The sequence below is a fragment of the Mesorhizobium sp. B2-3-10 genome, from assembly GCF_006442275.1.
Lineage (GTDB): Bacteria > Pseudomonadota > Alphaproteobacteria > Rhizobiales > Rhizobiaceae > Mesorhizobium > Mesorhizobium australicum.
The window spans coordinates 298,345-321,399 of the sequence record NZ_VFVT01000008.1 but is presented as its reverse complement, the minus strand read 5'-3'; the positions used below and the strand labels follow the sequence as shown (position 1 = coordinate 321,399).

Sequence of the window (23,055 nt, the reverse complement as noted above, 5' to 3'; positions counted from 1 at the left end):
CCGCCCGACAGCCCGATGCCGCCGATCACCGCCACCAGCACAATGTCGTAAAGCAGCGTCGAATTGACGACACGCGTGTTGATCGAATGCAGGCTGGCCGCGGTCAAAAGGCCGGCGATCAGGGCGACGAATGCCGAGAGCACGTAACGCAGGACCAGCATCGGCCGCACCGGAATGCCGATATTGCGCGCCGCGACCGGATTGTCGCCGGCGAAATAGATGTAGCGGCCCCATTTGGTGCAGCGCAGGAATAGGAAGAACAGGAACGCCAGCCCCGCAAAGACGAACACCTCGATCGGGACGTCGAGAAAGCGCAGACCGCCGAGCAGTTCCACCCAATGGCCCTGCGGCACCGGCACGGCGTCCTGCGTGATCAATTGCGAACGGACATAGCCGAAGACGAAGGAGCCGGTCGCCAACGTGACGAAGATCGCCGGCACATCGGCGTAGGCGACGAGAAAGCCGTTGAGCAAGCCGATGGCGAGCACGCCGGCCAGCACATAGGCGAAGGCGAGCCCGTCCGGCGTTCCGCTGTTGAGCAGTTGCAGGTACCAGGCGACCGACATGGCCATGATCGCAACCGCCGACAGGTCGATGCCGCGGCCGATGATGACGACAGCCATGCCCAGCGCCAGTATACCCAGCACCGAGACGGAGCGGATAATGGCGACCAGATTGTTGGCATCGATGAAGCCTGGCAGGCCTATAGCCGCGGCAACGAACAGCACCACCGCTATGGCAAAGACAATGCCTTCCTGATTCAGGCTTCTGAAGTTCAGCCAGCCGGCCATGTTCATTGTCTGCTTTCACCCCGCTGGCAGCGCTGCCACCCCTGGAGAGAAAGCTAATCGGCTCAACGCCGCTTCGTCAAATGAATCCGCGTTCAAAACGTAGGCTGGCGATGAGATTCGCAAAGTGGACGCATTGATTGCCGAGTCTGGCGCAATGCCCGGAAACTCCTGCACTTTTGACAATTGTTTGCACCGTCTCGGCGCTTGGCGAAGCACAACACCAAGGCGAAAGGCGAAGATGGAATTTAACCCTGCGATCTGGCGGAAAATTCGATTCAGTTCCCGGCAACGTGGCCGGAGACTTCGGCGCCGGCACCTCTCGGCAACACCAGGAAACGGAACGACGCCACCAGCCCGATGATGCCGATCAGCAGGAAGGCTGCTCGAAAGTCGACGAGGTCGAGCGCCGGCCGGTCTCGCGCGATCTGCGACAGGTTGAGGATCGCCGCCGCCACCGCGACGCCGAACAGCATCGCCACCTGCTGCAGCATCGAGGACAAGGTCGCCGCGGAGCTACGCTGCGCGGCGGCGATATCAGCGAAGGCCAGCGTGTTGAGCGCGGTGAACTGCATCGAGCGCGACAGGCCGGCGATCAGCATCAGCGCCATCACCAGCGGCTGCGGCGTCTGCGGCGAGATCGCCGCGCAGGCCATGATCGACACCGAGGCGATGATGCCGTTGACGACCATCACCGAGCGGAAGCCGAAGCGACGCAGCGTCGGCGTGGTCACCGTCTTCATGCCGAGATTGCCGAGGAAATAGGCCAGGATCATCATGCCGGCATCGACGGGCGATAGGCCGAAGCCGACCTGGAACAGCAGCGGCAAAAGGAACGGCGTGGCATTGATCGCCACCCGGAAGATGGTGCCGGCCGCAAGCGTCGAGATGGCGAAGGTCTGCACCTTGAACGAGGAGAGGTCGAGCAGCGGATGCGGCGCGCGGCGCAGATGCCGCACCGCTAGCCAGCCGACGAGGGTCCCCGCCGCGATCAGCCCCACCGTAGGCAAGGCCCCATCCTCCGGATGCGCGATGCGCTCAAGGCCATAGAGCAGGCAGGCGAGCCCCAGCGACGTCAGGAAAAACCCCGGCCAGTCGAGCGGCTTGGGATCGGCTTCACGATCACCCGGTATGAAGCGGGCGACCAACACCAGCCCGATCGCGCCGAGCGGGATGTTGATGAAGAAATTCCAGTGCCAGGACAGATAGGTGGTGATGAAACCGCCAAGCACCGGGCCGACCACGGGCGCGAAGAGCGCCGGCCAGGTGATCAGCGCCGTGGCGTTGAGCAATTCGGATTTCGACGCGTTGCGCAGGACCAGGATGCGGCCGACCGGCGTCATCAAGGCGCTGCCCAGGCCCTGCACGGCACGGGCAACGACGAATTCGGTCAGACTCCCGGAGAAGCCGCAGGCGAGCGACGCCAGTGTGAACAGCGCGATGGCTGCGAGGAAGATGTTACGCGCGCCGAACCGGTCGGCGAGCCACCCCGACAGCGGCACGAACACCGCCATGGTAAGCATGTAGACGGTGATGCCGAGGCTCATCGCCACCGCCGGCACGCCGAAGGAAGCGCCCATCTGCGGCAGCGACGTCGAGATGATCGTCGAATCCAGCAGCTGCATGAAGAAGGCGATGGCGACGATCAGCGCCACGCGCCGCGAATTCGTGGCTGTCTCGTGCAAGGCTTCATTTTCGGGAATGGACGTCATGTCGGGTCGGTTTCAACAACATTTAGCCAACTGCGTCCAGAGATGGACCAACAAACTTTCGTGTCGCATCGCCGCCTGTTATGGAATGAATGGGCCTCGGTCTTAAACAACAGGAACCGTGCGCGCATGAAGCCTATCTATATCGACTACCTCAACGCCCTCGACATCGAAGCGCTTGCCATGGCCGATGGCGAGATCATCGACGCCGTCGAGGCCGGGCTCGTTGCGCAAGGCAAGGGCCAGACGGTGATCGAGCCGCGTGTCCACCTCGAACCCGACCCATCCTTCCACGGCCATTTCAACGTCTTGCGCGGCTACGTCGCGCCGCTCGACACGGCCGGCGTGAAAATCGTTGGCGACTATGTCGACAACTATCTTCACGGCCTGCCCTCGGAATTCGGCATCCTCAATTTGTTCGATCCACGCACCGGCACGCCGCGCGCCATTCTCGACGCCACGGTCATCACCGACATGCGCACCGGCGCCGTCACCGCCATCGGCGCCAAGCACTTGGCACGCAAGAACGCGAAGGTGCTCGCCCATATCGGCGCGCGCGGCACTGCGTACTGGAATGTGCGCCTGCTCGACCATCTCTTCGATTTCGATGAGATCCGCGTCCATTCGCGTCGCCCAGAAAGCCGCGATGGCTTTGCCGCAAAACTCTCCGCCGACCTCGGCAAGCCCGTCACCGCGGTCGCCGACTGGGAGAGTTGCGTCAAGGGCGCCGACATCGTCGTCGAAGCCTCACGCCTGCCCGAGCCGCAGCCGCTGCTGAAGACAGAATGGATCAAGCCGGGCGCGCTTGTCGTTCCCTATGGCACGATGAGCGCGGTGGAGCTGTCGCTGACCGAGATCATGCAGAAGATGGTCGTCGACGACTGGGGCCAGTGCAAGGGCGGCAAGTTCGGCTCGCTGCGCGCGCATGTCGAGACCGGGCGGCTGAGCGAGACGACGCTGCATGCCGAACTCGGCCAGATCGCCGCCGGCCTCAGGCCGGGACGGCAGAGCGACGACGAAACCATCCTCTTCTGGCATCGCGGCCTGTCGCTGTCCGACATTGCGCTCGGCAAGGCGATGCTGGCCAAGGCGCAGGCGCAAGGCATCGGCCAAAGGCTGCGCTTCGCATGAGCGCGCTCGTCCTCACCGGGGCCGGCGTCAGTGTCGACGATGTCGCCGCCGTCGCCCGCGAGGCACGCAAGGTGGAGATCGGAGCCAATGTCATCGGCAGGCTGGAGAAGGCGCGAAAGGTGCTCGACCAGGCGGCGGCCTCCGGCCAGCAGATCTACGGCTTGAACACCGGGCTCGGCGCCAATCTTCGCACATCGGTCGAGGGTGACGCCAGCGCCTTCCAGCGCCAGCTACTCGAGGGCCGCAGCGGGGCGGTCGGCGAAGCGCTGCCCGTCGAGGCCGTGCGCGCCACCATGCTTGCCCGTCTGACAATGTTGTCGGCCGGTGGCTCCGGCCTGTCGCCCGCCGTGTTCGTTGCCTTGATCGAAGTCCTCAACGCCGGCGTCCATCCAGTGATGCCGTCGCTCGGCTCGATTGGCGCCGGCGACCTGGTGCTGATGACCGCGATCGCCCGCCTGCTGATCGGCGAAGGTGAAGCCGATTATCAGGGAAGGCGCATGCCAGCGGTCAAGGCACTGATGATGGCCCGCCTCGGCCCCATCGGCCTGGCGCCCAAGGATGGACTGTCGCTGATCAACGCTTCCGCCGTCTCCGCCGGCGGCGGCGCGCTTGCGGTCACGGACGCGCTGTCGGCTCTTGCCCAGCAGCACCAGGCCGGCGCGCTGACCATGGAAGGTTTCGGCGCCAACCGCACCATCCTGGACCCCCGCCTGCACATGGCGCGGCCCGCCGCCGGCCAGCAGGCAGCCGCCAAGGCGCTGCATGATCTTCTCGCCCGCGACGAAGCGCCCGCGCCCACCACCATACAGGACCCGCTGTCGATCCGCTGCATGCCCTCGATCCATGGCGCGCTGATCGAGGCGATCGGCCAGGCAAGACGCGCCGTCGAGACCGAACTCAATGCCGCCGCCGACAACCCGCTGGTTCTGAGCGACGACGAGCTGGTGCTGTCGACCGGCAACTTTCACACCGCTTCGCTGGCGCTCGCCTTCGAGACGCTAAGCCTGGCAATCGCTCAATGTGCGGCCGCCAGTGCCGCCCGCTTCATCCAGCTCACCGGCCCGGGCCGCAACGGCCTGCCCAAATACCTGTCGCCGGTCGGTGGCGCCTCGGCCGGTTTGGTGCCGCTGCAAAAAACGGTGACGTCGATCCTGGCTGCCATCCGCCACAAGGCCAATCCGGTGATGCTCGATTTCCTGCCGGTTTCGGAAGGCGTGGAGGATCACGCCACGCAGACGCCGCTGGTGGTTTCGAAATGCGCCGACATGATCGCGCTGTGGCGGCGGCTGATCGCCTTCGAACTGATGGCCGCCGCCCAGGCCGTGGATATGCGTCAAGGGTTGACGCCGGCGCCACGCACCGCAGCGGTTCAAACAGCCGTGCGCGGGCTCGTCCCAACCCTGAAGGAAGACAGGCCTCTCGGCATCTACGCCGAAGCACTCTACGCCGCGCTGACCGGCGGCACATGGCAGGCCTTATGCCGTTTCTGACATGCCATCAATATGCCGACGAAGGGTCATCAGAAAATTTTTTATTTGGGTAGAGATGCTTCTTCTGCCACTTCAGCCCATAAAACAGTGTTCCATGTATTCCGTTGACTTCAGTTTTCTTTTGTCGACCCTTATTTAAGGAATCCTGAAATCGTCTGCCTCTCTTACTTCCAACGCGCTTAAAGAAATCTTCAATGAATTCTATATCCTGACCGTTCGGAAACATCAATTCAAAGTCCTCATCCGACACTGCATAGATATTATACGCCGAATTGATGGCTCCATCGATCAATTGAACATTTTTCATTGACGCATTGCTCCCGAAAAATCGTGTGGCTCGGCCACAGGATACCAGCAAGCGACCTTACGACTGGCCTACCTTGTCCAGAAACAGCTTTAGCTCGGCTGGGTCCATATGCACGATGTGCCTGTCCTCGGGATAGGCGCCGCTGTTGACGTCGGCGACATATTCGGAAAATGCCGCCACCCGCTCCGCCTGAAGCCGATCGTATTCGGCGGCGAAATTGCGGTAGATTTTCGAGTGGCGCGGCATGTGGCCACGGTTCTGGCCAAGAATGTCGTCGGCGAACAGATATTGCGCGTCGCAGCCGGTACCCGCGCCCATCGACAGCATGATCAGCGAGGTGCGCTCCGAGATCGCCTTCGCCACCTCGACTGGTACCACCTCGATCTCAGCGCCGATCGCACCGGCAGCCTCCAGTTGCTTGACCGCTTCGAACACCTGCATCGCCGTATCGGCGGACTTGCCAACCGCCTTGAAGCCGCCGGTCCAGGTCGCGCGGGAAGGAATGAGGCCGACATGGCCTATGACGGGAATGGCATCGTCCGCCATCCTCTTGATGGTGGCGTAGCCCGCGCTGCAATAGACCGCGTCGGCGCCGGCCTTGTAGAGCCGGAAGGCCCAGCGCACGAAATCATCCGCGGTGCCGATCTCGAAGAAATTGTCGCCCGGCATGGTGAACAGGCTGGGCGCGGCATCGCGGTAGCGCGGGTTGAGCACCAGTTCGGGCGGCACCGAGACGATGTCGACCCCTGCCCGTTCGGCGGCCTCGGCCTCGTCCAGCGTCAGCACGCGCAGCATGGTCAGTTGACGCTTGCCCTTCATGGCGCGCAAATCGGCGACGGTCGGTCTCTTTCGGCTCATTAAAGCGTTCCCCTCTGTTGTTTGCCGTCGCGGTCGGATCGATTGATCATACCCCCGCTTCATATCTGGATCATCACCTTGCCGGCTTCGATCTTCACCGAATAGGTCGCGAGATTGACGCAGACCGGCGCGCCCTTGGCCTGGCCGGTCTTGTAGTTGAAGCGGCCATTGTGCTTGGGGCATTCGATGATGTCGCCCATGACAAGCCCGTCGGCCAGATGCGCCTTCTCATGCGTGCAAAAACCGTCGGTGGCGAAGAACTCGTCATCCGGCGACCGGTAGATCGCGAAGGTCCGCCCACCATGGTCGAAGCGGATGACATCCTCTTCCTCGACATCGTCCACCGCGCACGCTTCAACCCAATCGGCCATCTCTATCTCCTGCGGACATTCGCGGTCGCTACTCGGCCGCCGCCGACATATCGACCTGGTGGAACTCACCGCGATAGGGCCTGGCCGTCGGCGGCAGTTCGCGCTTAAGGTAATAGTCCTCGTATTTCAGCTGCCTGAGCAGGACCGGCCAGACCTCGCGGTAGGCGTGCCACATGGACGGATTGGGCTTCGGCAGATCGTGCTTGATCAGTTCATGCAGCCTGGGCAGCGCGTGATACGGCACCATCGGGAACATGTGGTGCTCCACATGGTAATTCATGTTCCAGTAGATGAACCGGCTGATCGGGTTCATGTAGACGGTGCGCGTGTTCAGCCGATGGTCGACGACATTGTCGGCGAGCCCGATATGCTGCAGCAGGCCAGTCGTCACCATGTGCCAGGTGCCGTAGAGGCGCGGCAGGCCGATCAGCACCAGCGGTATCCATGACCTCAGCGCGATCGCGAGGGCGATCGTCGCCACATAGATCGCGACATGCCAGCGGGCCGCGACCACGGCCTTATGCTGTTCCATCTCGGGGATATAGCTCTTCTCTTCGTCGGACAGCGTCCCGAATGCCTGCCGCACCAGCGTCGGCAGCGAATAGCGAAAGTCGAGAATGCCGGTGAAGGCGAGCGCCGCCTTCAACAGGTCCGGCGGACGCATGACCGCGATCTCGGCGTCGCGGCCGACGATGATGGTGTCGGTGTGGTGGCGGGCATGGCTCCAGCGCCATTGCACGGGATTGCGCATCAGCATGAACGAGGCGATGTGGTAGACGACATCATTCATCCAGCGCGTGCGAAAAGCCGTGCCATGGCCGCATTCGTGCCAGCGCGAGTCGCTCGACGAGCCGTAGAGCACGCCATAGACGAACAGGAACGGCACCACCCACCACGAACCCCAGAACAGGACGATACCCACGGCCGAGCCCAGGATCGCGACAATCCAGATGATGGTGTCGCGGATCGCCGGGCCGTCGGAACGCTGCATCAACTCCTTCATCGCCTTGCGCGGCACGTCGGTGTGGTACCACTCGGCCGAGGCAAGCCCGGTCTCGATCGCTGCCCTGGTGCTTTCGCCGACCAGGCTGTAGTCGCGCTTTTTCGCCATCGTCGTCAAATTGGCCTCCAATCGTCGCGCAGCGCTGGCAATCCGGTCCGCCGGCCGGAGGGCTTGCTTTGAATAAATGTCGCGCTCATGTCCTGCCGGCCAGTCTTGGAAAATTTTCTGAAGGCTGAGGATAATCCTGCTCGGGCTGCCGGGCGATATCCGCGATCCTGGCTTCGGCGCCAGCGATTTCCTCCTTGCCGTCGAGGACGCGGAACACCGCGTCGTAGGCCCGGCTTTCGCCATGCTCCAGCCAGATCATCTCACCGCGCTCGCGGGCAGCGAGATCGCCGAGCACATGGTGGGTCGATGGCTCTATCCCCAGAGCGTACTGCCCGGCCTGGAAATTCTGCCATTGGTAGGCACACGGCAACTGATCCTTGCGGGTCGCCACTTCGAAGCCGAGACCGAGCCGGTCGTTGACGACGGCCACCGGAACCTCGCCATGGGCGTCGGCGGCCATTTCGTGCTGCCAGACCTGCTCCCTGAAGTGCCGTTGCGGCGCCGGCGCGGTGCGATAGCCGACACTCTGCGCCTCGTAGCGCTCGCCGGCATGGCTGGCCCAGATGACGTCGCGGATCGGCGCCAGATAACGGGAGCCTTCGTCCAGCAAGGGATGGCTGACATTGACATGGTAGAAATACATATGCGGGGTGCGGTTGAAGCCGTGGTTGACGACATGGTCCGAAAGCCGGATCTCGTTACCCCCGACATCGGCTTCGATGCGGCGAGTGAGATGCAGATCCTCGCCAAACACCGCCGACTGCTGCACGATGCCTTCTGCCCACAGCACGCAGCGGTCGCCCTCCCAGCGCTCGCCATAGCCGGTCAGCCGCGCCGGGATGGTACCGACACGACCATGCAGCGAATGAAGCACCGTCTTCTTCCCCGGATAGTTGTAGCTCTCGGCCGGCACTTCTTCCCGCCCCAGAATGTGGTCGAGGCCGCAGGTGACGAGCAGGCCCGAGAAGGACCGCGCCCAGGCCAGCCCCGCTTCCCCTTCATAGTCGTGCAAGCCCGGATGGCGAAAGCCGCTCGGCGAATGCCAGCCGATCGCCTGGCCCTTGAAGTCGCAATCGGCGATGTCGAGCGCCCGGTCGACGAGCGCGGTGAAGCGCAGGCCCGAGCCGGTGCGGAATTCGAGCATGCGGATGCCGCGCTCCAACCCGTCGCCGAGCGTCATCAGCCGCACGCCCGCGAATTGCGACAGCTGGCCTGACCGCTCGGCCACTTGCCGGCGCGACAGCGTCTTGCCGTAAAGCTCTACCATGCGACGCCCTTCACTTTGCCCTCGCCTCCTTGAGCAAGGCCGACATGTCGGCGCCGGTGATGATGCTTTCCACGGTCAGGAGGTCGGTGTCGGCGACCGTCTGTTCGGCGACGATCTCGCCGCGCCGCATCACGACGATGCGGTCGGCGACCTGGAAGACATGGTGGATGTTGTGGGTGATGAGCAGCACCGAATGGCCGGCGTCGCGTACCTCCTTGACGAAACGCAGCACACCGTGGGTTTCCTCGACGCCGAGATTGTTGGTCGGCTCGTCGAGAATGATCACCTTGGCGGCGAACTGCATGGCGCGCGAGATGGCGATCGACTGCCGCTCGCCGCCCGACAGCGTCGAGACCAGCGCATCAGCGTCGAGTTTCTTCGAGATGCCGACGCGCTTGAGGAGTTCGGAAGCGGCTTTGCGCAGCTTCGCGAGATCGAGCGGCGCGAACACGCCGAGCCAGCCGAAGTTGACCGGCTCGCGGCCGAGGAAAAGATTGCGCGCGATGCTGAGATCAGGCGCCAGTGAGGTGTCCTGATGGATGGTCTCGATGCCGAGGTCCATCGCATCCCGAGTCGAGCGGATCGAAACCTTTTCGCCGCGTACAAAGATGTCGCCCCGATCGACCGGGAAGACACCCGAGATCGTCTTGATCAGCGTCGATTTTCCGGCGCCATTGTCGCCCAGCAGCGCCACCACCTCGCCTTCCCGCAGTGTCAGCGATGCGTTCTTCAGCGCGCGCACGCTGCCGAAGGATTTTTGCAGGTTCTGCAGCCGAAGTACTTCTTGCACCATCGTCAGCCCCTTGCGGCGTTCTTCTGCAGCAAAGCGTGCAGGATGAGCATGGCGAGGATGATGAGGCCGACAAAGATGTTGTAGGCGAGCCCCGGCACGCCGATCAGCACGATGCCGTTGCGGATGGCGCGCAGCATCAGCGCGCCGACGATGGTGCCGAGGATGGTGCCGCGGCCGCCGGTCAGCGCCGTGCCGCCCACCACCACCATGGCGATCACTTCCAGCTCATAGCCGGTGCCGGCCACCGGTGAGGCGGCCGAGATGCGGAAGGCACTGATCATGCCAGCAAGGCCGGCCAGCACCGAGGTCGCGATGAAAAGCCATATCTTGACCGTATCGGCCGGCACGCCGCGCGCCACCGCCGCGTTGCGATTGGAGCCGATGGCACTGATCCAGTTGCCGAGCTTGGCGTAACGCAGGATGTAGATGGCAAACAGCGAGAGGCCGATGAACCACCACAGCGAGGTGTAGAAGCGAAACGAGCCGATGTTGAAGCTGCCGGCGAGCAGCGTCACGAAGAAGCCGGGCTGGTCCCAGGATTTCAGCGGAAAGCCTTGCGTAATGTAAAGCGCTGCCCCGCGTACGACGAGCAACATCGACAGCGTCACCAGGAAGGAGGAGATGCCGATCTTGGTGACGATCAGCCCGTTGATCGCGCCGATCGCGATACAAAGCAGCAGCCCGGCCAGAAGCGCGACACCTATATCCACCCCGCCATTTTGCACCAGCAGCATCACCACCACCGGCGCCAGCCCAAACACCGCGCCGACGGAAAGATCGAATTCGCCTGCCGTCAAAAGCAGCGTCATGCCGAGTGCGATGATGCCGAGCTCGGGCAGGAACGCCATCATGTTGGAGATGTTGAGCGGCGACAGGAAATTGGCGTCGGCGACCGCGAATACCGCCAGCAAAATGAGGAGGATGACGAAGGAGGAGAATTGCGGCGAGCGCAGCAGGCGCGATCTGCCCTTCACCCCCGGCACTTCGTCTTCTGCGGCAATTGTCATGACTGCTTGAACCATGCTTGAAAAGACGCCCGCCGCTTTTCCGGCGGGCGCTGTTTTTCTCATTTCTTGTCGTAAAGCTTCAGAATCGGGTCGACGCTGGAGGCGTCGTAGAGACCGAAAGTGTGGATGTCGTAGCCGATCGGCTCGCCTGACGCGGCAAGCCCGAGCAGCGCCACCGGCATGAAGCCTTGCGCAGAGGGATATTGCCAGGCGGCGGCATTGACGAAGCCGTCCTTGACGGCTTGTGCCGTCTCCTTCGAATTGCCCCAGCCGACGACGGGGATCTTGCCCGCCGGCACGCCGGCGCCATCGAACACGCGCTTGACGCTGGCGGCAACGGAATCGCCGAGCGCGATGATCGCCGGCGGATTGTTGGCGACCATGTAGTCGGTCATCTTGGCGATGATGCCAGCCGGATCGGTGCCGCAATCGACCACGTCATATTTGATCCCCAACGGATCGAAAACGCTGGCGATGCCCTCGGTCTCGAGCTGCTGGTAACTGGCGCCGGGAACCTCGACCGGCAGGAAAACCTTGTCGCCCTGCTTCACCATCTTGTGGTCGACCAGATATTTGGCCCAGATGACACCCGCTTCTTTCAGGTCCGCGCCGACATAGGCCTGCCGCCCTGTCGCCGGATCGTCGGTGTTGAAGAACACGATCGGGATGCCAGCCGCCTTGGCTGCTTTCACCTCCTCCGTCCACAGGCCCGGCTGCGCCGACGTGGTGGCGATGCCGTCGGGCTTTGCGGCAAGCGCCGAGTTGAAGGCTTCCTTCTGCGCCGCCATGTCGCCGCCGCTGAAGGAAATCTTGCAGGTTACCTTGAGCTGGTCGCAGGCCTTGGTCGCACCGGCGTTCCAGTCGATCCAGAACGCATCCGACGGACCGCCATGCGACAAGAGATAGAAGGTCTTCTGGCCGTCCTGCGCCTGCGCCGCCGTGCCAAGGGCGACGCCGGCGAGCACTGTCGCGGCGGCCGCCAATTTCAATGCGAATTTCAACATTCTTTCCTCCCTTGTTTGAAGCCGCGCCGCCATGCACCGGTGGCGCGGCTAGCCGTCACAGGCCGTTCGCGCGGAATTTCCCGTCGAGGAATGTCTTTGCGCGCGGCACGTCGTCTTCCGACAGATGCTCGATGATCACCGGGATGTTCGGATGCTTTTCGGCCAGCCGCTGGAGGTAGAGGTCGTAGTTCAGCGAGCCAAGGCCGGGCGCCGGCAGTTCGATTTCGCCAACCCCGCGGAACGTATGGCTTTCCATCGCGTCGGCATCGCCGATGTCGGCGTGCTTCTCCGACTTGTCATCGCCCGAACGCTTGACGTCCTTGGCATGCGCTATTCTGATCTTGTCGGTCAGCGTGTCGAACACCTGGTTCAGGATCTGATCCATCCGGTCAATGTTGTGCGTCTCGAAATAATTGGTCGGGTCCATCAGCAAGCCGAGGCCTGGATGGTCGACCTGCGCGAACATCTTCACCGTCTCCTCGACCGAGCCGACGACGTTGTTGACATAGGTTTCGAGCAGAAAGACCGCGCCATGGTCGTAAGCCGTCTGGGCAAGATCGGCGATGACCTTACGGCATTCCTCAAAACCTTCCTCGGTCTTGTTCTTGGGGTGATGCACCCAGTCGGATTCGGTGTTGTAGGTGCCGGTCTCCGAGATCACGTAAGGGCTGCCGAACTCGCGCGCATTGCGGATGATCTCCTTGAGATAACCGACGCGTTTCTCGCGCTCGGCCTTGTCGGGATGGATGATGTTGGTGTAGCCCGACACGCAGCAAACAGGCAGGTTGTGGTCGCGGAAGACGTCGCGCACCTTCCTGGCCTTGTCCTTGGTGATCTGCCCGGCCGAAAGATCCACGTCCCTGAAATGCAGGTCGAGCTGGACCGTGTTGAAACCGAGCCCGCGGATCTTCTTTGCCGTCTCTTCGAGGCCGTACGGGAAATAGCCCGTGAAAATACCTGCCTGCATCATGATCTTGAATTCCTCCCTGTAAGCGATTCAGTTGCCAGCGATTTTCAGTTAATTCCGTTTGTGGAGATTTCGGAAAGCTTGACCGTGCGGCCCGATGCCATCGAGCGATAGCCCGCTTCGACCAGCGCCATGGTCTTGACGTTGTCGGCAACGGTGAGCGCCGGCGGCGTACCGGTCTTCACGGCGTGCTGCAGCTGCTCCATGACGCCGATGAAGGCATGCGGGAACCACATCGTCTCCCAGCTGGGAGTTACCCACTCGCCGCCGGTCGTTTCGGAGGACGCATAGGTCAGCGTCGAGGCGGCACCGGTCGGCCAGCCGATCGTGCCCTTGGCGACCCCCTTGGTGCCGTCGACGCGCCAGTTGATGTGCTGGTCGTCCTTGTAGCCCTGCTGGCGCGGACCGGACCACACATCCTCCAGCGACACGGCCAGCACGCCGGACGGGAATTTCAGCGTCGATACGGTGATGCCGTCGGAATGGTCGAATGTCGTGCGCGGATCCTTGCGCGTCAGCGTCGTGATCTCATCGGGATCGCCGAACAGGAAGCGCAGCACGTCAAGGTGGTGCACGCTCATATTGGCAAGCGTCAGCCGGTCGTAACCCTGAAGGAAGGTCTGCCAGTGCGGAATGGCGTGCATGTCGATCTGCGCGAAGACGATGTCTCCGAGCGCGCCACTGTCGATGAGCTGCTTCAACACGCGCATCGACTGGTCGTAGCGCATGTTCTGGTTGACCGAGAGTATCTTGCCGGCCTTCGCCGCCTCGTCGCGCAACTTGACGGCTTCCTCGACCGACAGCGCCAGCGGCTTCTGAGCCAGGATCGCCTTGATGTGGTTCTGCTTCAGCGCATGGCGGATCAGCGCCGGCTGCTGGTCCGGCGGAAACGCGAGGTCGATGATCTCGACATCTGCATCCTCGATCAGCTGTTCCGGGGTGTCGTGGACGGTCGGGATACCCCAACGGTCGGCGACCTTTTGCGCATTCGCCTTGGTACGCGAGGCGATCGCCACGACCGGAAAGCCAGCGTCCTTATAGGCGGCCAGATGGCATTCGGCCATGATCATGCCGGCGCCGACGCAGCCGATCCGATATTCCTTCGTGCGGACCTTCACATCCGGCTCGAAGCCCTTGCCTGTCATGCCTTCCTCCCGAAATCCTGTCCTTGCGGCCGCGTTCATCTTGCCAACGCGCCTCCGCCCTGTCCGAAATAATGCACGCGCGCCGGCTCGCAGGATATCGCCACCATCGCGTCGGGCCTGATGTCAGGCTGGCCGCGCAGCAAAGCCTTCAACCGCGCTCGCCCGGCGGCGAGTGTCACCACGGTATAGCCGCCAAGCGGCTCGACCTCGAACACCCGCGCCGGGCGGCCGGGGCTCTCCTTCTCGGTGTCGCTCCAGGGCCTGACCTTGATATCCTCCGGCCTCAGCCCGATCTCGACGGCGTCGGCCGGAGCCGTGCGATCGGCGATGCTGATCGCGCCTTCGGCGGCCTCGATGCCGCCCTCGCCTTGAACGGATTTGAGGATGTTCATGACAGGCGACCCCAGCAGCCGCGCCACGTAGGTGCTGGCCGGGCGATCATAGATCTCGGCCGGCGCGCCGATCTGCCGGATCCTTCCGCTTTCCAGTATGGCCATGCGGTCGGCGATCGACATCGCCTCTTCCTGGTCGTGCGTGACATAGATCAGCGTCTTGCCGAGCTCACGCTGGATGCGCTTCAGTTCGACGCGCGTTTCCTCGCGCAGCCGCGCGTCGAGCGCCGAGATCGGATCGTCCATCAGATAGGCGTTGGGGTCGCGCACCAGGGCGCGGGCGATCGCCACCCGCTGCCGCTCGCCGCCCGAAAGCAGTGCCGGCGGCTTGTGCAGGATATGGCCGATATGCAGCTTGGCCGCGACATCGGCGACGCGCCGTTTGATATCGACCTCGGCGACCCGGCGCTCGACCAGCGGGAAACGGACATTGTCGAGCGCGCTCATATGCGGGAACAGCGCCAAGTTCTGGAACACCATGGCGACATTGCGCTCTGCTGGCGACACCGTGTTGACGGGCTTGCCGCCGATGAGGATTTCGCCGGCATCCGGCGTCTCCAGCCCGAGCACCAGGCGCAGGATTGTCGACTTGCCCGACAGCGGCGGCCCGAAGAAGCAGAAGAACTCGTTGTCGTTGACAGTGAACGAGGCGTCGTCGACGGCGAGCATCGTGCCGTAGCGTTTCGTGACATTGCGGAAGACGATGTCGGCCATGGCTCAACCCGCTCTCATCGCAAGGCCGCTAACGGCGTCGAAGACCCGCACTGACGACGCCGCGGGTGCGACGACCGCGGTTTGCCCTATCGACAGCCCGACATCATTGTCGAAGACCGCTTTCACGGCGCCGTCGCCCTGGCCGAGGTGAACGATGGTGCGCGCGCCGATGCGCTCGACGAAAGTGACAGGCATGGCAAGCCCGCGTCCATTCTCCGCCAGGGCTACCTGTTCCGGCCGAAAGCCGTAGAGCACCTCCCCGCGAGCACCGCGCACGCTGGCCGCCAGCTCATCCGGCAATGGCGGCGAGACCCCAAGCGCCCCGAGATCGACGACCAGACTCCGGTCGCTCTCCGCAGGTCGGCCCTTGAGCAGGTTCATGCCCGGCGCGCCGATGAAGCGGGCGACGAAGACATTGGCCGGATTGTTGTAGACCTCGAGCGGCGTGCCGACCTGCTGCAGCACGCCGTGGTCCATGACCGCGATACGGTCGGCCATGGTCATGGCTTCCAGCTGGTCGTGCGTGACGTAGACCATGGTCTGCTTGAACTGGCGCTGCAGCTGTTTCAGCTCGGTGCGCATCACCGCGCGGAAGGCGGCGTCGACATTGGACAGCGGCTCGTCGAGCAGGAAGATCGCCGGCTCCATGATTGCCGAGCGGCCGATCGCCACGCGCTGCAGTATGTTGACCGACAGCCGGTCGGCCTTGCGGTCGAGCAGCGGCGTCAGTTGCAGCAGCTCGGCAATCGTGCCGACGCGACGATCGATCTCGACCGTGGCGGCGCCACGCATCCTTGGCCCGTAGGCAAGGTTCTGGCGCACCGTCATATGGGTGAAGATCGCGTAGTTCTGGAACACGAAGCCAACCCCGCGCCGGCCCATCGGCACGCCGGCCATGTCGCGCTCGCCAAACAGGATCTTGCCGCTGGTCGGCTCTTCCATTCCGGCAATCATGTTCATCGTCGTCGACTTGCCGCAGCCTGAAGGCCCGAGCAGAGCCATGAACTCGCCATCGGCGATATCGAGGTCCATGGTCTTCAGCGCCGTGAAGTCGCCGAATGTCTTGGTGAGGTGCTTGAGCTGGATCGTGCTCATGCCGCCACCTGCCTTGCCCGGGCCATGCGCTTCATGGCGAACACGGCGACGATGGAGAGCACGACCAGAATGGCGAGCGCGATCGCCGCCACATAGCCCCAGATCAGATCCTGCGTGGTGACCTTGTAGATGTAGACGGAGATCGTTTCGGTGGCGACGCCGGGGCCGCCGCCGGTCATGATGTACAGCGTGTCGAAGATCTTGAAGTTCTCGATCACCCTTATCGCCAGCGCGATGATGATGATCGTCTTCATCTTCGGCAGCACGATGGTGGTAAAGCGCTGCCAGGGATTGGCGCCGAGCAGCGTTGCCGCCTTGATCTGGTCCTCCGGCACTCCGACCAGGCCGGCCAGCAGGATCAGGAACATCAGCGGCGTCCACTGCCAGATGTCGGCGATCATCACCGCGATCAGCGCCAGTGTCGGATCCGACAGCCAGGCAATGGTGACTTGCGTGCCCGTGATTGCCGACAGGATGTCGTTCACCGGGCCGCCGGACTGGAACAGCATGAAGAACATGTAGCCGGCCACCGCCGGCACCACCATCATCGGCATCAGCAGGACCGAATAGAAGATGCGCTTGCCCGGAAAATCGTCGGCGAACAGCGTCGCCAGCGCCAAGCCTAACAGGAACTCGGCCGGCACGCAGACGACCATCACGATGACCGTGCGCTTCAGCGCACTCCAGAAGCGCGCGTCGGCGGCAAGGTCGGTATAGTTGGCGAAGCTGTTCCACATCTCCCAGGCGTTCCACCAGCCAAGGCCCGAGAGTGGCGACCAGTCGGTGACGCTGATGTAGAGCTGCATCAAGAGTGGAAAGGCCGAGATGAACAGCACCAGGATCTGCGCCGGCAAGGTCAGGCGAAAGCCCAACCGCATGCCTTCGTCGCGCAGCGCCGGCTTTGCGCGGGCGGCGTCCATCTCACCCTCCGAAATCGTCGCAACCACCGCGCTCATTGCTTGAGCGCTCCGAAAGTCAGCCCGCGCACCAGATGGCGCTGGATGGCGATGCCCATGATCACCGGCGGCACCGCCGCGATCAGCCCGAGTGCGGCCTTGGCGCCATAGAGCTGGCCGGTCATCGACGAGGACAGCGAGGCCATGTAGACGGGGATCGTCACCCATTCGCGCGTCGTCAGAAGCAGCGCGATCAGATAGTCCGACCAGTTGAGGATGAAGACGAACAGCGCAGCACTCGCCAATGGCGCGCGCATCATCGGCAGCGTGATGCGGGTGAAGACGCGCAGCCGCGAGCAGCCCTCGACCAAGGCGGCCTCCTCGATCTCGCGCGGCATGTCGTCGAAGAAGGTCTTCATCAGCCAGAAAGCGAACGGCAGCGTGACGATGCCGTAGATCAGCGCCAGCCCCCACCAGCTGTCGGTGAAATTCAGGAAGGCCCACATAATCATGACGGGGATCATGACGGCCATCGGCGGAAACAGCCTGAGCTGGATCAGCGCCAGCGGCAGGTTCTGGCCGGAGCCGAAGCGCGACAGGCCATAGGCGGCGGCGGTGCCCGCCGACATGGCGATCGCGGTGCCGAATACCGCCGACAGAAGCGACGATAGGATCGGCTTCAGCGCGGTGCGGTCGAGCGCGACGATCAGATTGTTGGTGGACTCGCCGAACACGAACTGGAAATTGCTGAGCGTCGGGTTCTTCGGCCACCATGTCAGGTCCGCTCCCGTCGCCGACCATTCGGCGATCGGCTTGAAGGCCATCGACACCATCCACAGGATCGGCACCAGCGTGACGGCCATCGCCGCGAGGATCGCGGCGTAGCGGAATATCTCGAAGGGGACGGAACGCTTCATCTGGCTGCTTTTGCTGGTGGCGTCGGTTGCGGAGGGGAAGAGCGGATGCTCCTCCCCTCCGGCTTTGATCCAGGGAGATGGATCAGCTGATCGGATCGAGAACGGTCGGCCATGCCTCCTTGTTGGTCCTGATGGCTTCGAGCAATTTGTCCTCGCCAATGCGCCGGGCGATCTTCTTCCACTCGGCTTCCGTGTCGGCCATCGCCTGCTCCGATGTCTTGGCCTTGGTCAGCGAGGCCATCAGGTTTTCGTCCAGCGCGTTGTGGAAGGCGGTGGCGCCGGGATAGTTGCAGGTCGGCACCGTGCGGGCGACCGTCTCGCGCACCACGTCCATGTGATAGGCGTGGTAGGTCTGGCGCACCAGCGGATCGGAGAAATCCGAAAGCCGGAACGGATCGAGATAGCCGCCGGGGTTGGCGCTCATCCAGGCATAGATGCGGGCCGAGCCTAGCCACTGCAGCAGGAGATAGGCGACCTCCTGGTTTTTCGACTGCGACGAGACCATGCCGGTCAGCGAGAACCACAATACGGAGCGGCTGATCAGTTTGCCGTCGATCTCGCGGCCGGGCGGCAGCATCGTGCCGATCTTGCCGGTGACCTTGGAATCCTTGTTGCCGGCATTGTCGAGGAATTTCGGCAGGTTGGAGAACGCACAGGTCATCGCCGCGCCCCCCTTGGCGAAATTGCCGTACTGCTCCGGCCAGCCCCACGAGATCGCATCCGGCGAATGATGGACCAGCGATTCGACATATTCGTTGGTGGCGGCGATGCCATGCTCGGAATTGATCAGCGGCTTGCCGTCGTCGCCGAACAGGAACTGGTTGGGCGAGGCCATCGACACATAGCGCTGATACCAGTTGGTGTAGCCCCAGCCCTGGTTGCGCAGGTCGGTGGAGCCGAACAGGCCCTTGTCCGGACGCTGGAAGAAAGCGGCGATATCGCCATGCTGCTTCCAGGTTTTCGGCGGCGCCAGATCGTAGCCGTATTTGTCCTTGAAGGCCTTCTTCTCGGCTTCGTCACCGAACAGGTCGGTACGGTAGACCCAGGTCTGGAAGTCGCCGTCCAGCGACACGCCATAGTTGGAGCCGCGATATTTGTTGAGCAGCGATACACCCTTGGCGCCGTCGACATAGCCGGTCTTGGGATCGTCCCATTCGGGTTTGTACTGGGCGACGAAGTCGTCGAGCTTGGCGATGCCGCCGGTCTCGGCGAGATCGCCAAGGCGATTCCACTCGGTCGAATAGATGTCGTAGGCCCCACCCTTGGTCGAGATGTCCTGCATGGTTTTGGTGAATTCCTGGCCGTTCGGCAGACCGACGATCTCGATCGGGATCCCGGTTTCCTTTTCCCACAGCTCCTTGATCGACGGCGCCCCGGCCGGAAAAGGCTGGGTGAGCTGGCCGATCGAGCCGTCCGACAGGCCAAGCACGATCTTGGCCGGCGCCTTGCCGGCGCCCTTCAAAGCCTTGGCGGCCTCGATGGCGCGGCCCTCGGGTGTGTCGGGACCGTATTGATAACGTTCGGCTCCGTCGAAGCCCGTCGGGCCGCCGATCATGCCAGGTGCGAGCGCATCGGCCGCGAAGGCGCGACCGGGACGAATGAATTGCGGAGCGATACCTGCAGCGGCCACGAACACCGCCGCCTTTCCTCCGGACGCCAGCAACCGGCGCCGCGAGATGCGGATCAAATCAGACATTGGAATTCCTCCCTCAGGCCCAATGTTTCCTCCACGAGCCCATGAGGGATATTGACGGCAGGATCGGAAGGCTGTCAACATCATTAATAATCAAAACACATCACAACATCGCATAGAGTGAGGAAATGCGTCATACCAAGGTTCATAGACCCCTCCGAATGCGTCGATTTGATGGGAAATGTGATCTCCCTTTCCGACACGATCGTGCCGGACGAGTTGATTTAGCTTGGCGGCTTGCGCATCGGCCAAGGCCGGATACATCATTTCCCATCAGAATCGCGGATCGCGGGGCGTTGGGCGCAATCAGCCGCCAGCCGGCACTGCGTCATCCCTGATGCATTGAGGAGATGAGACGGTGCGTTCCACCCTGACCGACATAGCCCGGGAAGCCGGCGTCTCCGCCGCCACCGTCGACCGCGTGCTCAACAATCGCCCCGGCGTGCGGGCGCGCACACGCGAGATCGTGCTCGAAATGGCGCAGCGCCTCGGCTACATCGCCGAAGGCCCGAACGGGGCGCCGCCCAGGCCGGTGCCCGGCGAGGTCATCCGGCTCGACTTCGCGCTGCCGGCCGGCACCAATTCCTTCATCAAGATGCTGCACCGCCACATCGAGGCACAAGCCCTGGCGCGCCCCGATCTCGACGTCCATATCGCCACCATAGAGGGCTTCAATCCCGACCGGCTCGCCCGCCTGCTGCAGGATTTGCGCGGCCAGACGCAAGGCGTCGGCGTCATCGCGCTCGACCATCCGACGGTGCGCGAGGCGATCCGCTCGCTATCGGCCAACAACGTCAAGGTGGTGACCATCGCCTCCGACATCCTGCATGTGCCAAGGGTTGCCTATATCGGCATCGACAACCGCGCCGCCGGGCGGCTGGCCGGCTATCTGCTCAACCGTTTCATGGGCTCAGGCAGCCCCGGCAAGGTGGCGCTGTTTGCAGGCTCGCTGTCCTATCGCGGCCACGAGGAACGCGAGATGGGCTTCCGGCACATACTGACCGAGGAATCGCCCAATCTGGAGATCGTCGAGATGCGCGAAATGCTCGACGACCGCGAAAAGGCCTATTCGGAGGCGTCAGCCCTTCTGGAACGCCACCCCGACCTTGCCGCGATCTACAATGTCGGCGCCGGCAACACCGGCATAGCGCGTGCGCTGAAGGAACGCGGCCGTGCGCAATCCATGGTTTTCCTCGGCCACGAGGCGACGGACGGCACCAAGGAACTGCTGCTCGACGGCACGCTCGACGCCGTCATCGACCAGAACCCGCGCGTCGAAGCCCGTGAGGCGCTCAACATCCTGACCCACGCCGTCCGGGGCCTCCCCTATGAATTGCACCAGCCGAGGCTGCAGGTGATCTTCAAGGAGAACATCCCGGAGATTTGAGCGGTACTGATGAGCCGGGCGCGGTGCGGAGACGCCCGCTGGCTCGACCCTTCCGTCTACTGGACTGTGGCGACTTCCGCGGACGCGGCTTCGACAAAGCTCTTGTCGACCCATTTGCCGTAGTCGATCGATCCCTTGAGGAGCCCGGCGCCGGCCATGAATTTTTCTTCGGCCTTCAGGGCTTCGATCGCATCATCGGTGAGCTTCGGATCCTGATGGAAGGCGCCATCGGCATAGGTTTTGCGCACGGATTTCTCCGACGATTTGGTCGCCTCGACAAAGGTCTTGATCGTCTCGTCGGGATGGGCATCTGCCCAGCGCGAAATCTCGATGTCGACCTTGAGCAGCCGCTTGACCAGATCGGGATATTTCGCCGCGAAGGCGCCGTTGACCGAAATGACGTTCGGCACATTCCATTCCGGATGCGTGCTGGTGTCGTAGAGCAGACGCGCCTCGCCGGAGTCGACGAGCTTGGCCGCCGTCGAGTCGGTCTCGACGATGGCATCGATATCGCCGCGCAACAGGGCCGGGCCTGATGCCTCGAAAGGGAGGTTCAAACCCTCGACATCGTTCGTGGTCAGGCCGACACTGTTCAGCGCCTTGCTGAAATTGGAGTGCCGCACCGTGCCTGTGAGATAGGCGACCTTCTTCCCCTTGAGGTCCTGCAGCGTCTTCAGGGGGGAATCGGTCTTCACGACGATGGAGGACCCGCCCGCCCTGACATAGCTCGACAGGCCGATCAGCTTGACGTCGGCGCCGGACGCGGCGACACGCAGCGCCGGGTTGTTGCCGGTATAAGTGAACTCGATGGCGGCGGTGGCCAAGGCCGTCGTCGCCTCCGAGCCGCCGTTGAAGGTCACCAGTTCGACCTTGATTCCGTCCTTGGCGAATTCCTTCTCCCACCAGCCATCTTTCTGGGCGAGGATGAATTTGAGGTGCCCGGGCGCCGTGCTGCCGATGCGGATGACGTCGGGCTTTTCCTGCGCGAAGGCAGGCATGCCGCCAAGGCCGATCACCACCACAAGGGCGCCCTTCAGAAACAGCCGGCGAAATCCATCGAATGCGATGCTGGACATGGGAAAATCCTTCCTACTTGGAGCGAATGGCTTAAATGAGCGAAGGCTCGGACTGGCCCTTCCAGGCGGTCGCCCAGCGCTCGAACCAGACGAGCAGGTAGTTGACGGTCAGGCCGATGACGGTGAGCGTCAGGATGCCGGCATACATGTCGGCCGTTTCCATCATCAGTTGCGAGTTCTGGATGAGGAAACCGAGGCCGGATTTGCCCGCCAGCATCTCGGCGCCGATCACCGCGAACAGCGAGGATTTGACCGCCAGCCGCGCACCGGCGACGATCGAGGGAATGCTGGCCGGCAGGATGACTTTCCGGAACAGGTCGAAGTCAGACGTGCCCATCGAGCGCGCCGCTTTGATGAGCAGCGGATCGACCGACTTCACGCCGCTGATCGTGTTGACGAGGAGAAAGAACACCGAGGAGTAGAAGGTGATGGCCACCTTGGATTCCTCACCAATGCCAAGCAAAAGGATGAACACCGGCAGCAGCGCGAATTGCGAGGTGTTGCGTAGCGTCTGCACCAAAAGATCACTGACCTTCTCGAACAGAGAGTAGCGGCCCATGAGCAGGCCAAGCGGGATGGCCACCAACACGCCGAGCGCGAAGCCGATGGCCGCGCGCTGCAGGCTGATGCCGATATGCTCGACCAGTGCACCCGAGGCAAGCAGGTCCCACCAGGCAAGCAGCACCTCGCTCAGCGGTGGAAAGAAGATGCGGTTCAGCCAGCCGAGCCGCGGCGCAATCTCCCACAAAAGGAAGAACAGGCCGAGCAGCGGCAGGCCATAGACGAAGGTGCCACCATACGTCTCTTTCCTCCGGGCTTTGACCTCTTGGGCTGCGCCACGCGCCTTGATTGCAGGAATTTTTGCGGCAACGGCGGCCTCGCCGCGAAACCTGATGGCAGGGCCGAACTTTTCGGTCAGATAGGCCATGGTTCTAAC

At 63.0% G+C, this 23,055-nt stretch carries 22 protein-coding genes; 3 read left to right on the top strand and 19 right to left on the bottom strand.

Translation table 11 applies throughout. The features are described from left to right. Together FJ943_RS24035 and FJ943_RS24030 are read right to left on the bottom strand one after the other, a co-directional pair. The coding region (locus tag FJ943_RS24035) for an ABC transporter permease (RefSeq protein WP_140725504.1) at window positions 1–797 on the bottom strand (797 nt) is incomplete at its 3' end. A 269-nt stretch (window positions 798–1,066) separates the two neighbouring features. Further along, on the bottom strand, window positions 1,067–2,500 hold the full coding sequence (locus tag FJ943_RS24030) for a DHA2 family efflux MFS transporter permease subunit (protein ID WP_140725501.1): 1,434 nt from the start codon (window positions 2,498–2,500) through the stop codon (window positions 1,067–1,069). Window positions 2,501–2,626: 126 nt separating this feature from the next. Between FJ943_RS24030 and FJ943_RS24025 the strand changes: the two genes are divergently transcribed. Both FJ943_RS24025 and hutH read left to right on the top strand, forming a co-directional pair. Beyond that, window positions 2,627–3,628 (top strand): ornithine cyclodeaminase family protein, encoded by a 1,002-nt coding sequence (locus FJ943_RS24025; protein ID WP_140725498.1) that lies wholly within the window; start codon window positions 2,627–2,629, stop codon window positions 3,626–3,628. Next, window positions 3,625–5,118 carry a histidine ammonia-lyase gene (hutH, locus tag FJ943_RS24020; RefSeq protein WP_140725495.1) on the top strand — a complete coding sequence of 498 codons (1,494 nt, stop codon included), beginning with the start codon at window positions 3,625–3,627 and terminating at the stop codon, window positions 5,116–5,118. The genes FJ943_RS24025 and hutH overlap by 4 nt, the downstream gene beginning before the upstream one ends. A 7-nt stretch (window positions 5,119–5,125) precedes the next feature. Here the strand turns inward: hutH and FJ943_RS24015 are convergent, their stop codons facing one another. The 15 genes from FJ943_RS24015 to FJ943_RS23945 all read right to left on the bottom strand — a co-directional run bounded on the left by FJ943_RS24015 (window position 5,126) and on the right by FJ943_RS23945 (window position 19,658). Continuing rightward, the gene (locus FJ943_RS24015) at window positions 5,126–5,425 is read right to left on the bottom strand and encodes a hypothetical protein (RefSeq protein ID WP_140725492.1); all 300 of its coding nucleotides are present in this window, start codon (window positions 5,423–5,425) and stop codon (window positions 5,126–5,128) included. A gap of 57 nt (window positions 5,426–5,482) precedes the next feature. Beyond that, entirely contained in the window at window positions 5,483–6,283 is an 801-nt protein-coding gene (locus FJ943_RS24010) for a 3-methyl-2-oxobutanoate hydroxymethyltransferase (protein ID WP_140725489.1), read from the bottom strand. A 59-nt stretch (window positions 6,284–6,342) separates the two neighbouring features. Continuing rightward, complete coding sequence (locus tag FJ943_RS24005) at window positions 6,343–6,654, bottom strand: MocE family 2Fe-2S type ferredoxin (protein WP_140725486.1); 312 nt, start codon at window positions 6,652–6,654, stop codon at window positions 6,343–6,345. Window positions 6,655–6,682: 28 nt separating this feature from the next. Beyond that, window positions 6,683–7,765, bottom strand: coding sequence for a fatty acid desaturase family protein (locus FJ943_RS24000; RefSeq protein ID WP_140725561.1), 1,083 nt, complete (start codon window positions 7,763–7,765; stop codon window positions 6,683–6,685). Window positions 7,766–7,850: 85 nt separating this feature from the next. Next, window positions 7,851–9,032 (bottom strand): aldose 1-epimerase family protein, encoded by a 1,182-nt coding sequence (locus FJ943_RS23995; protein WP_140725483.1) that lies wholly within the window; start codon window positions 9,030–9,032, stop codon window positions 7,851–7,853. Between the two features lie 10 nt (window positions 9,033–9,042). Then, window positions 9,043–9,825 (bottom strand): ATP-binding cassette domain-containing protein, encoded by a 783-nt coding sequence (locus FJ943_RS23990; RefSeq protein WP_140725480.1) that lies wholly within the window; start codon window positions 9,823–9,825, stop codon window positions 9,043–9,045. Window positions 9,826–9,827: 2 nt separating this feature from the next. Continuing rightward, window positions 9,828–10,847: an ABC transporter permease gene (locus FJ943_RS23985; RefSeq protein ID WP_140725477.1), complete on the bottom strand. Its 1,020-nt coding sequence runs from the start codon at window positions 10,845–10,847 to the stop codon at window positions 9,828–9,830. A gap of 44 nt (window positions 10,848–10,891) precedes the next feature. Next, entirely contained in the window at window positions 10,892–11,836 is a 945-nt protein-coding gene (locus FJ943_RS23980) for a substrate-binding domain-containing protein (RefSeq protein ID WP_140620622.1), read from the bottom strand. A gap of 55 nt (window positions 11,837–11,891) precedes the next feature. Beyond that, entirely contained in the window at window positions 11,892–12,806 is a 915-nt protein-coding gene (locus tag FJ943_RS23975; RefSeq protein ID WP_140718362.1) for a sugar phosphate isomerase/epimerase, read from the bottom strand. 44 nt (window positions 12,807–12,850) lie between these two features. Next, on the bottom strand, window positions 12,851–13,948 hold the full coding sequence (locus FJ943_RS23970; RefSeq protein WP_140725474.1) for a Gfo/Idh/MocA family oxidoreductase: 1,098 nt from the start codon (window positions 13,946–13,948) through the stop codon (window positions 12,851–12,853). Window positions 13,949–13,983: 35 nt separating this feature from the next. Further along, window positions 13,984–15,054 (bottom strand): ABC transporter ATP-binding protein, encoded by a 1,071-nt coding sequence (locus FJ943_RS23965; protein ID WP_140725471.1) that lies wholly within the window; start codon window positions 15,052–15,054, stop codon window positions 13,984–13,986. 3 nt (window positions 15,055–15,057) lie between these two features. Then, on the bottom strand, window positions 15,058–16,149 hold the full coding sequence (locus tag FJ943_RS23960) for an ABC transporter ATP-binding protein (protein ID WP_140725468.1): 1,092 nt from the start codon (window positions 16,147–16,149) through the stop codon (window positions 15,058–15,060). Then, window positions 16,146–17,105: a sugar ABC transporter permease gene (locus tag FJ943_RS23955; protein ID WP_015317069.1), complete on the bottom strand. Its 960-nt coding sequence runs from the start codon at window positions 17,103–17,105 to the stop codon at window positions 16,146–16,148. Before FJ943_RS23955 ends, FJ943_RS23960 begins: the two co-directional genes overlap by 4 nt. Beyond that, window positions 17,102–17,962 (bottom strand): carbohydrate ABC transporter permease, encoded by an 861-nt coding sequence (locus FJ943_RS23950; protein WP_015317068.1) that lies wholly within the window; start codon window positions 17,960–17,962, stop codon window positions 17,102–17,104. The genes FJ943_RS23955 and FJ943_RS23950 overlap by 4 nt, the downstream gene beginning before the upstream one ends. An 82-nt stretch (window positions 17,963–18,044) precedes the next feature. Continuing rightward, entirely contained in the window at window positions 18,045–19,658 is a 1,614-nt protein-coding gene (locus FJ943_RS23945) for an extracellular solute-binding protein (protein WP_140725465.1), read from the bottom strand. Between the two features lie 355 nt (window positions 19,659–20,013). On the opposite strand from FJ943_RS23945, the gene FJ943_RS23940 reads away from it, so the two are divergent. After that, entirely contained in the window at window positions 20,014–21,042 is a 1,029-nt protein-coding gene (locus FJ943_RS23940) for a LacI family DNA-binding transcriptional regulator (protein ID WP_140725462.1), read from the top strand. A 56-nt stretch (window positions 21,043–21,098) separates the two neighbouring features. Here FJ943_RS23940 and FJ943_RS23935 read toward each other — a convergent pair whose 3' ends face one another. Continuing rightward, window positions 21,099–22,118, bottom strand: coding sequence for an aliphatic sulfonate ABC transporter substrate-binding protein (locus FJ943_RS23935; protein ID WP_140725459.1), 1,020 nt, complete (start codon window positions 22,116–22,118; stop codon window positions 21,099–21,101). A gap of 31 nt (window positions 22,119–22,149) precedes the next feature. After that, entirely contained in the window at window positions 22,150–23,046 is an 897-nt protein-coding gene (locus FJ943_RS23930; RefSeq protein ID WP_140725456.1) for an ABC transporter permease, read from the bottom strand. Window positions 23,047–23,055 lie beyond the last annotated feature (9 nt).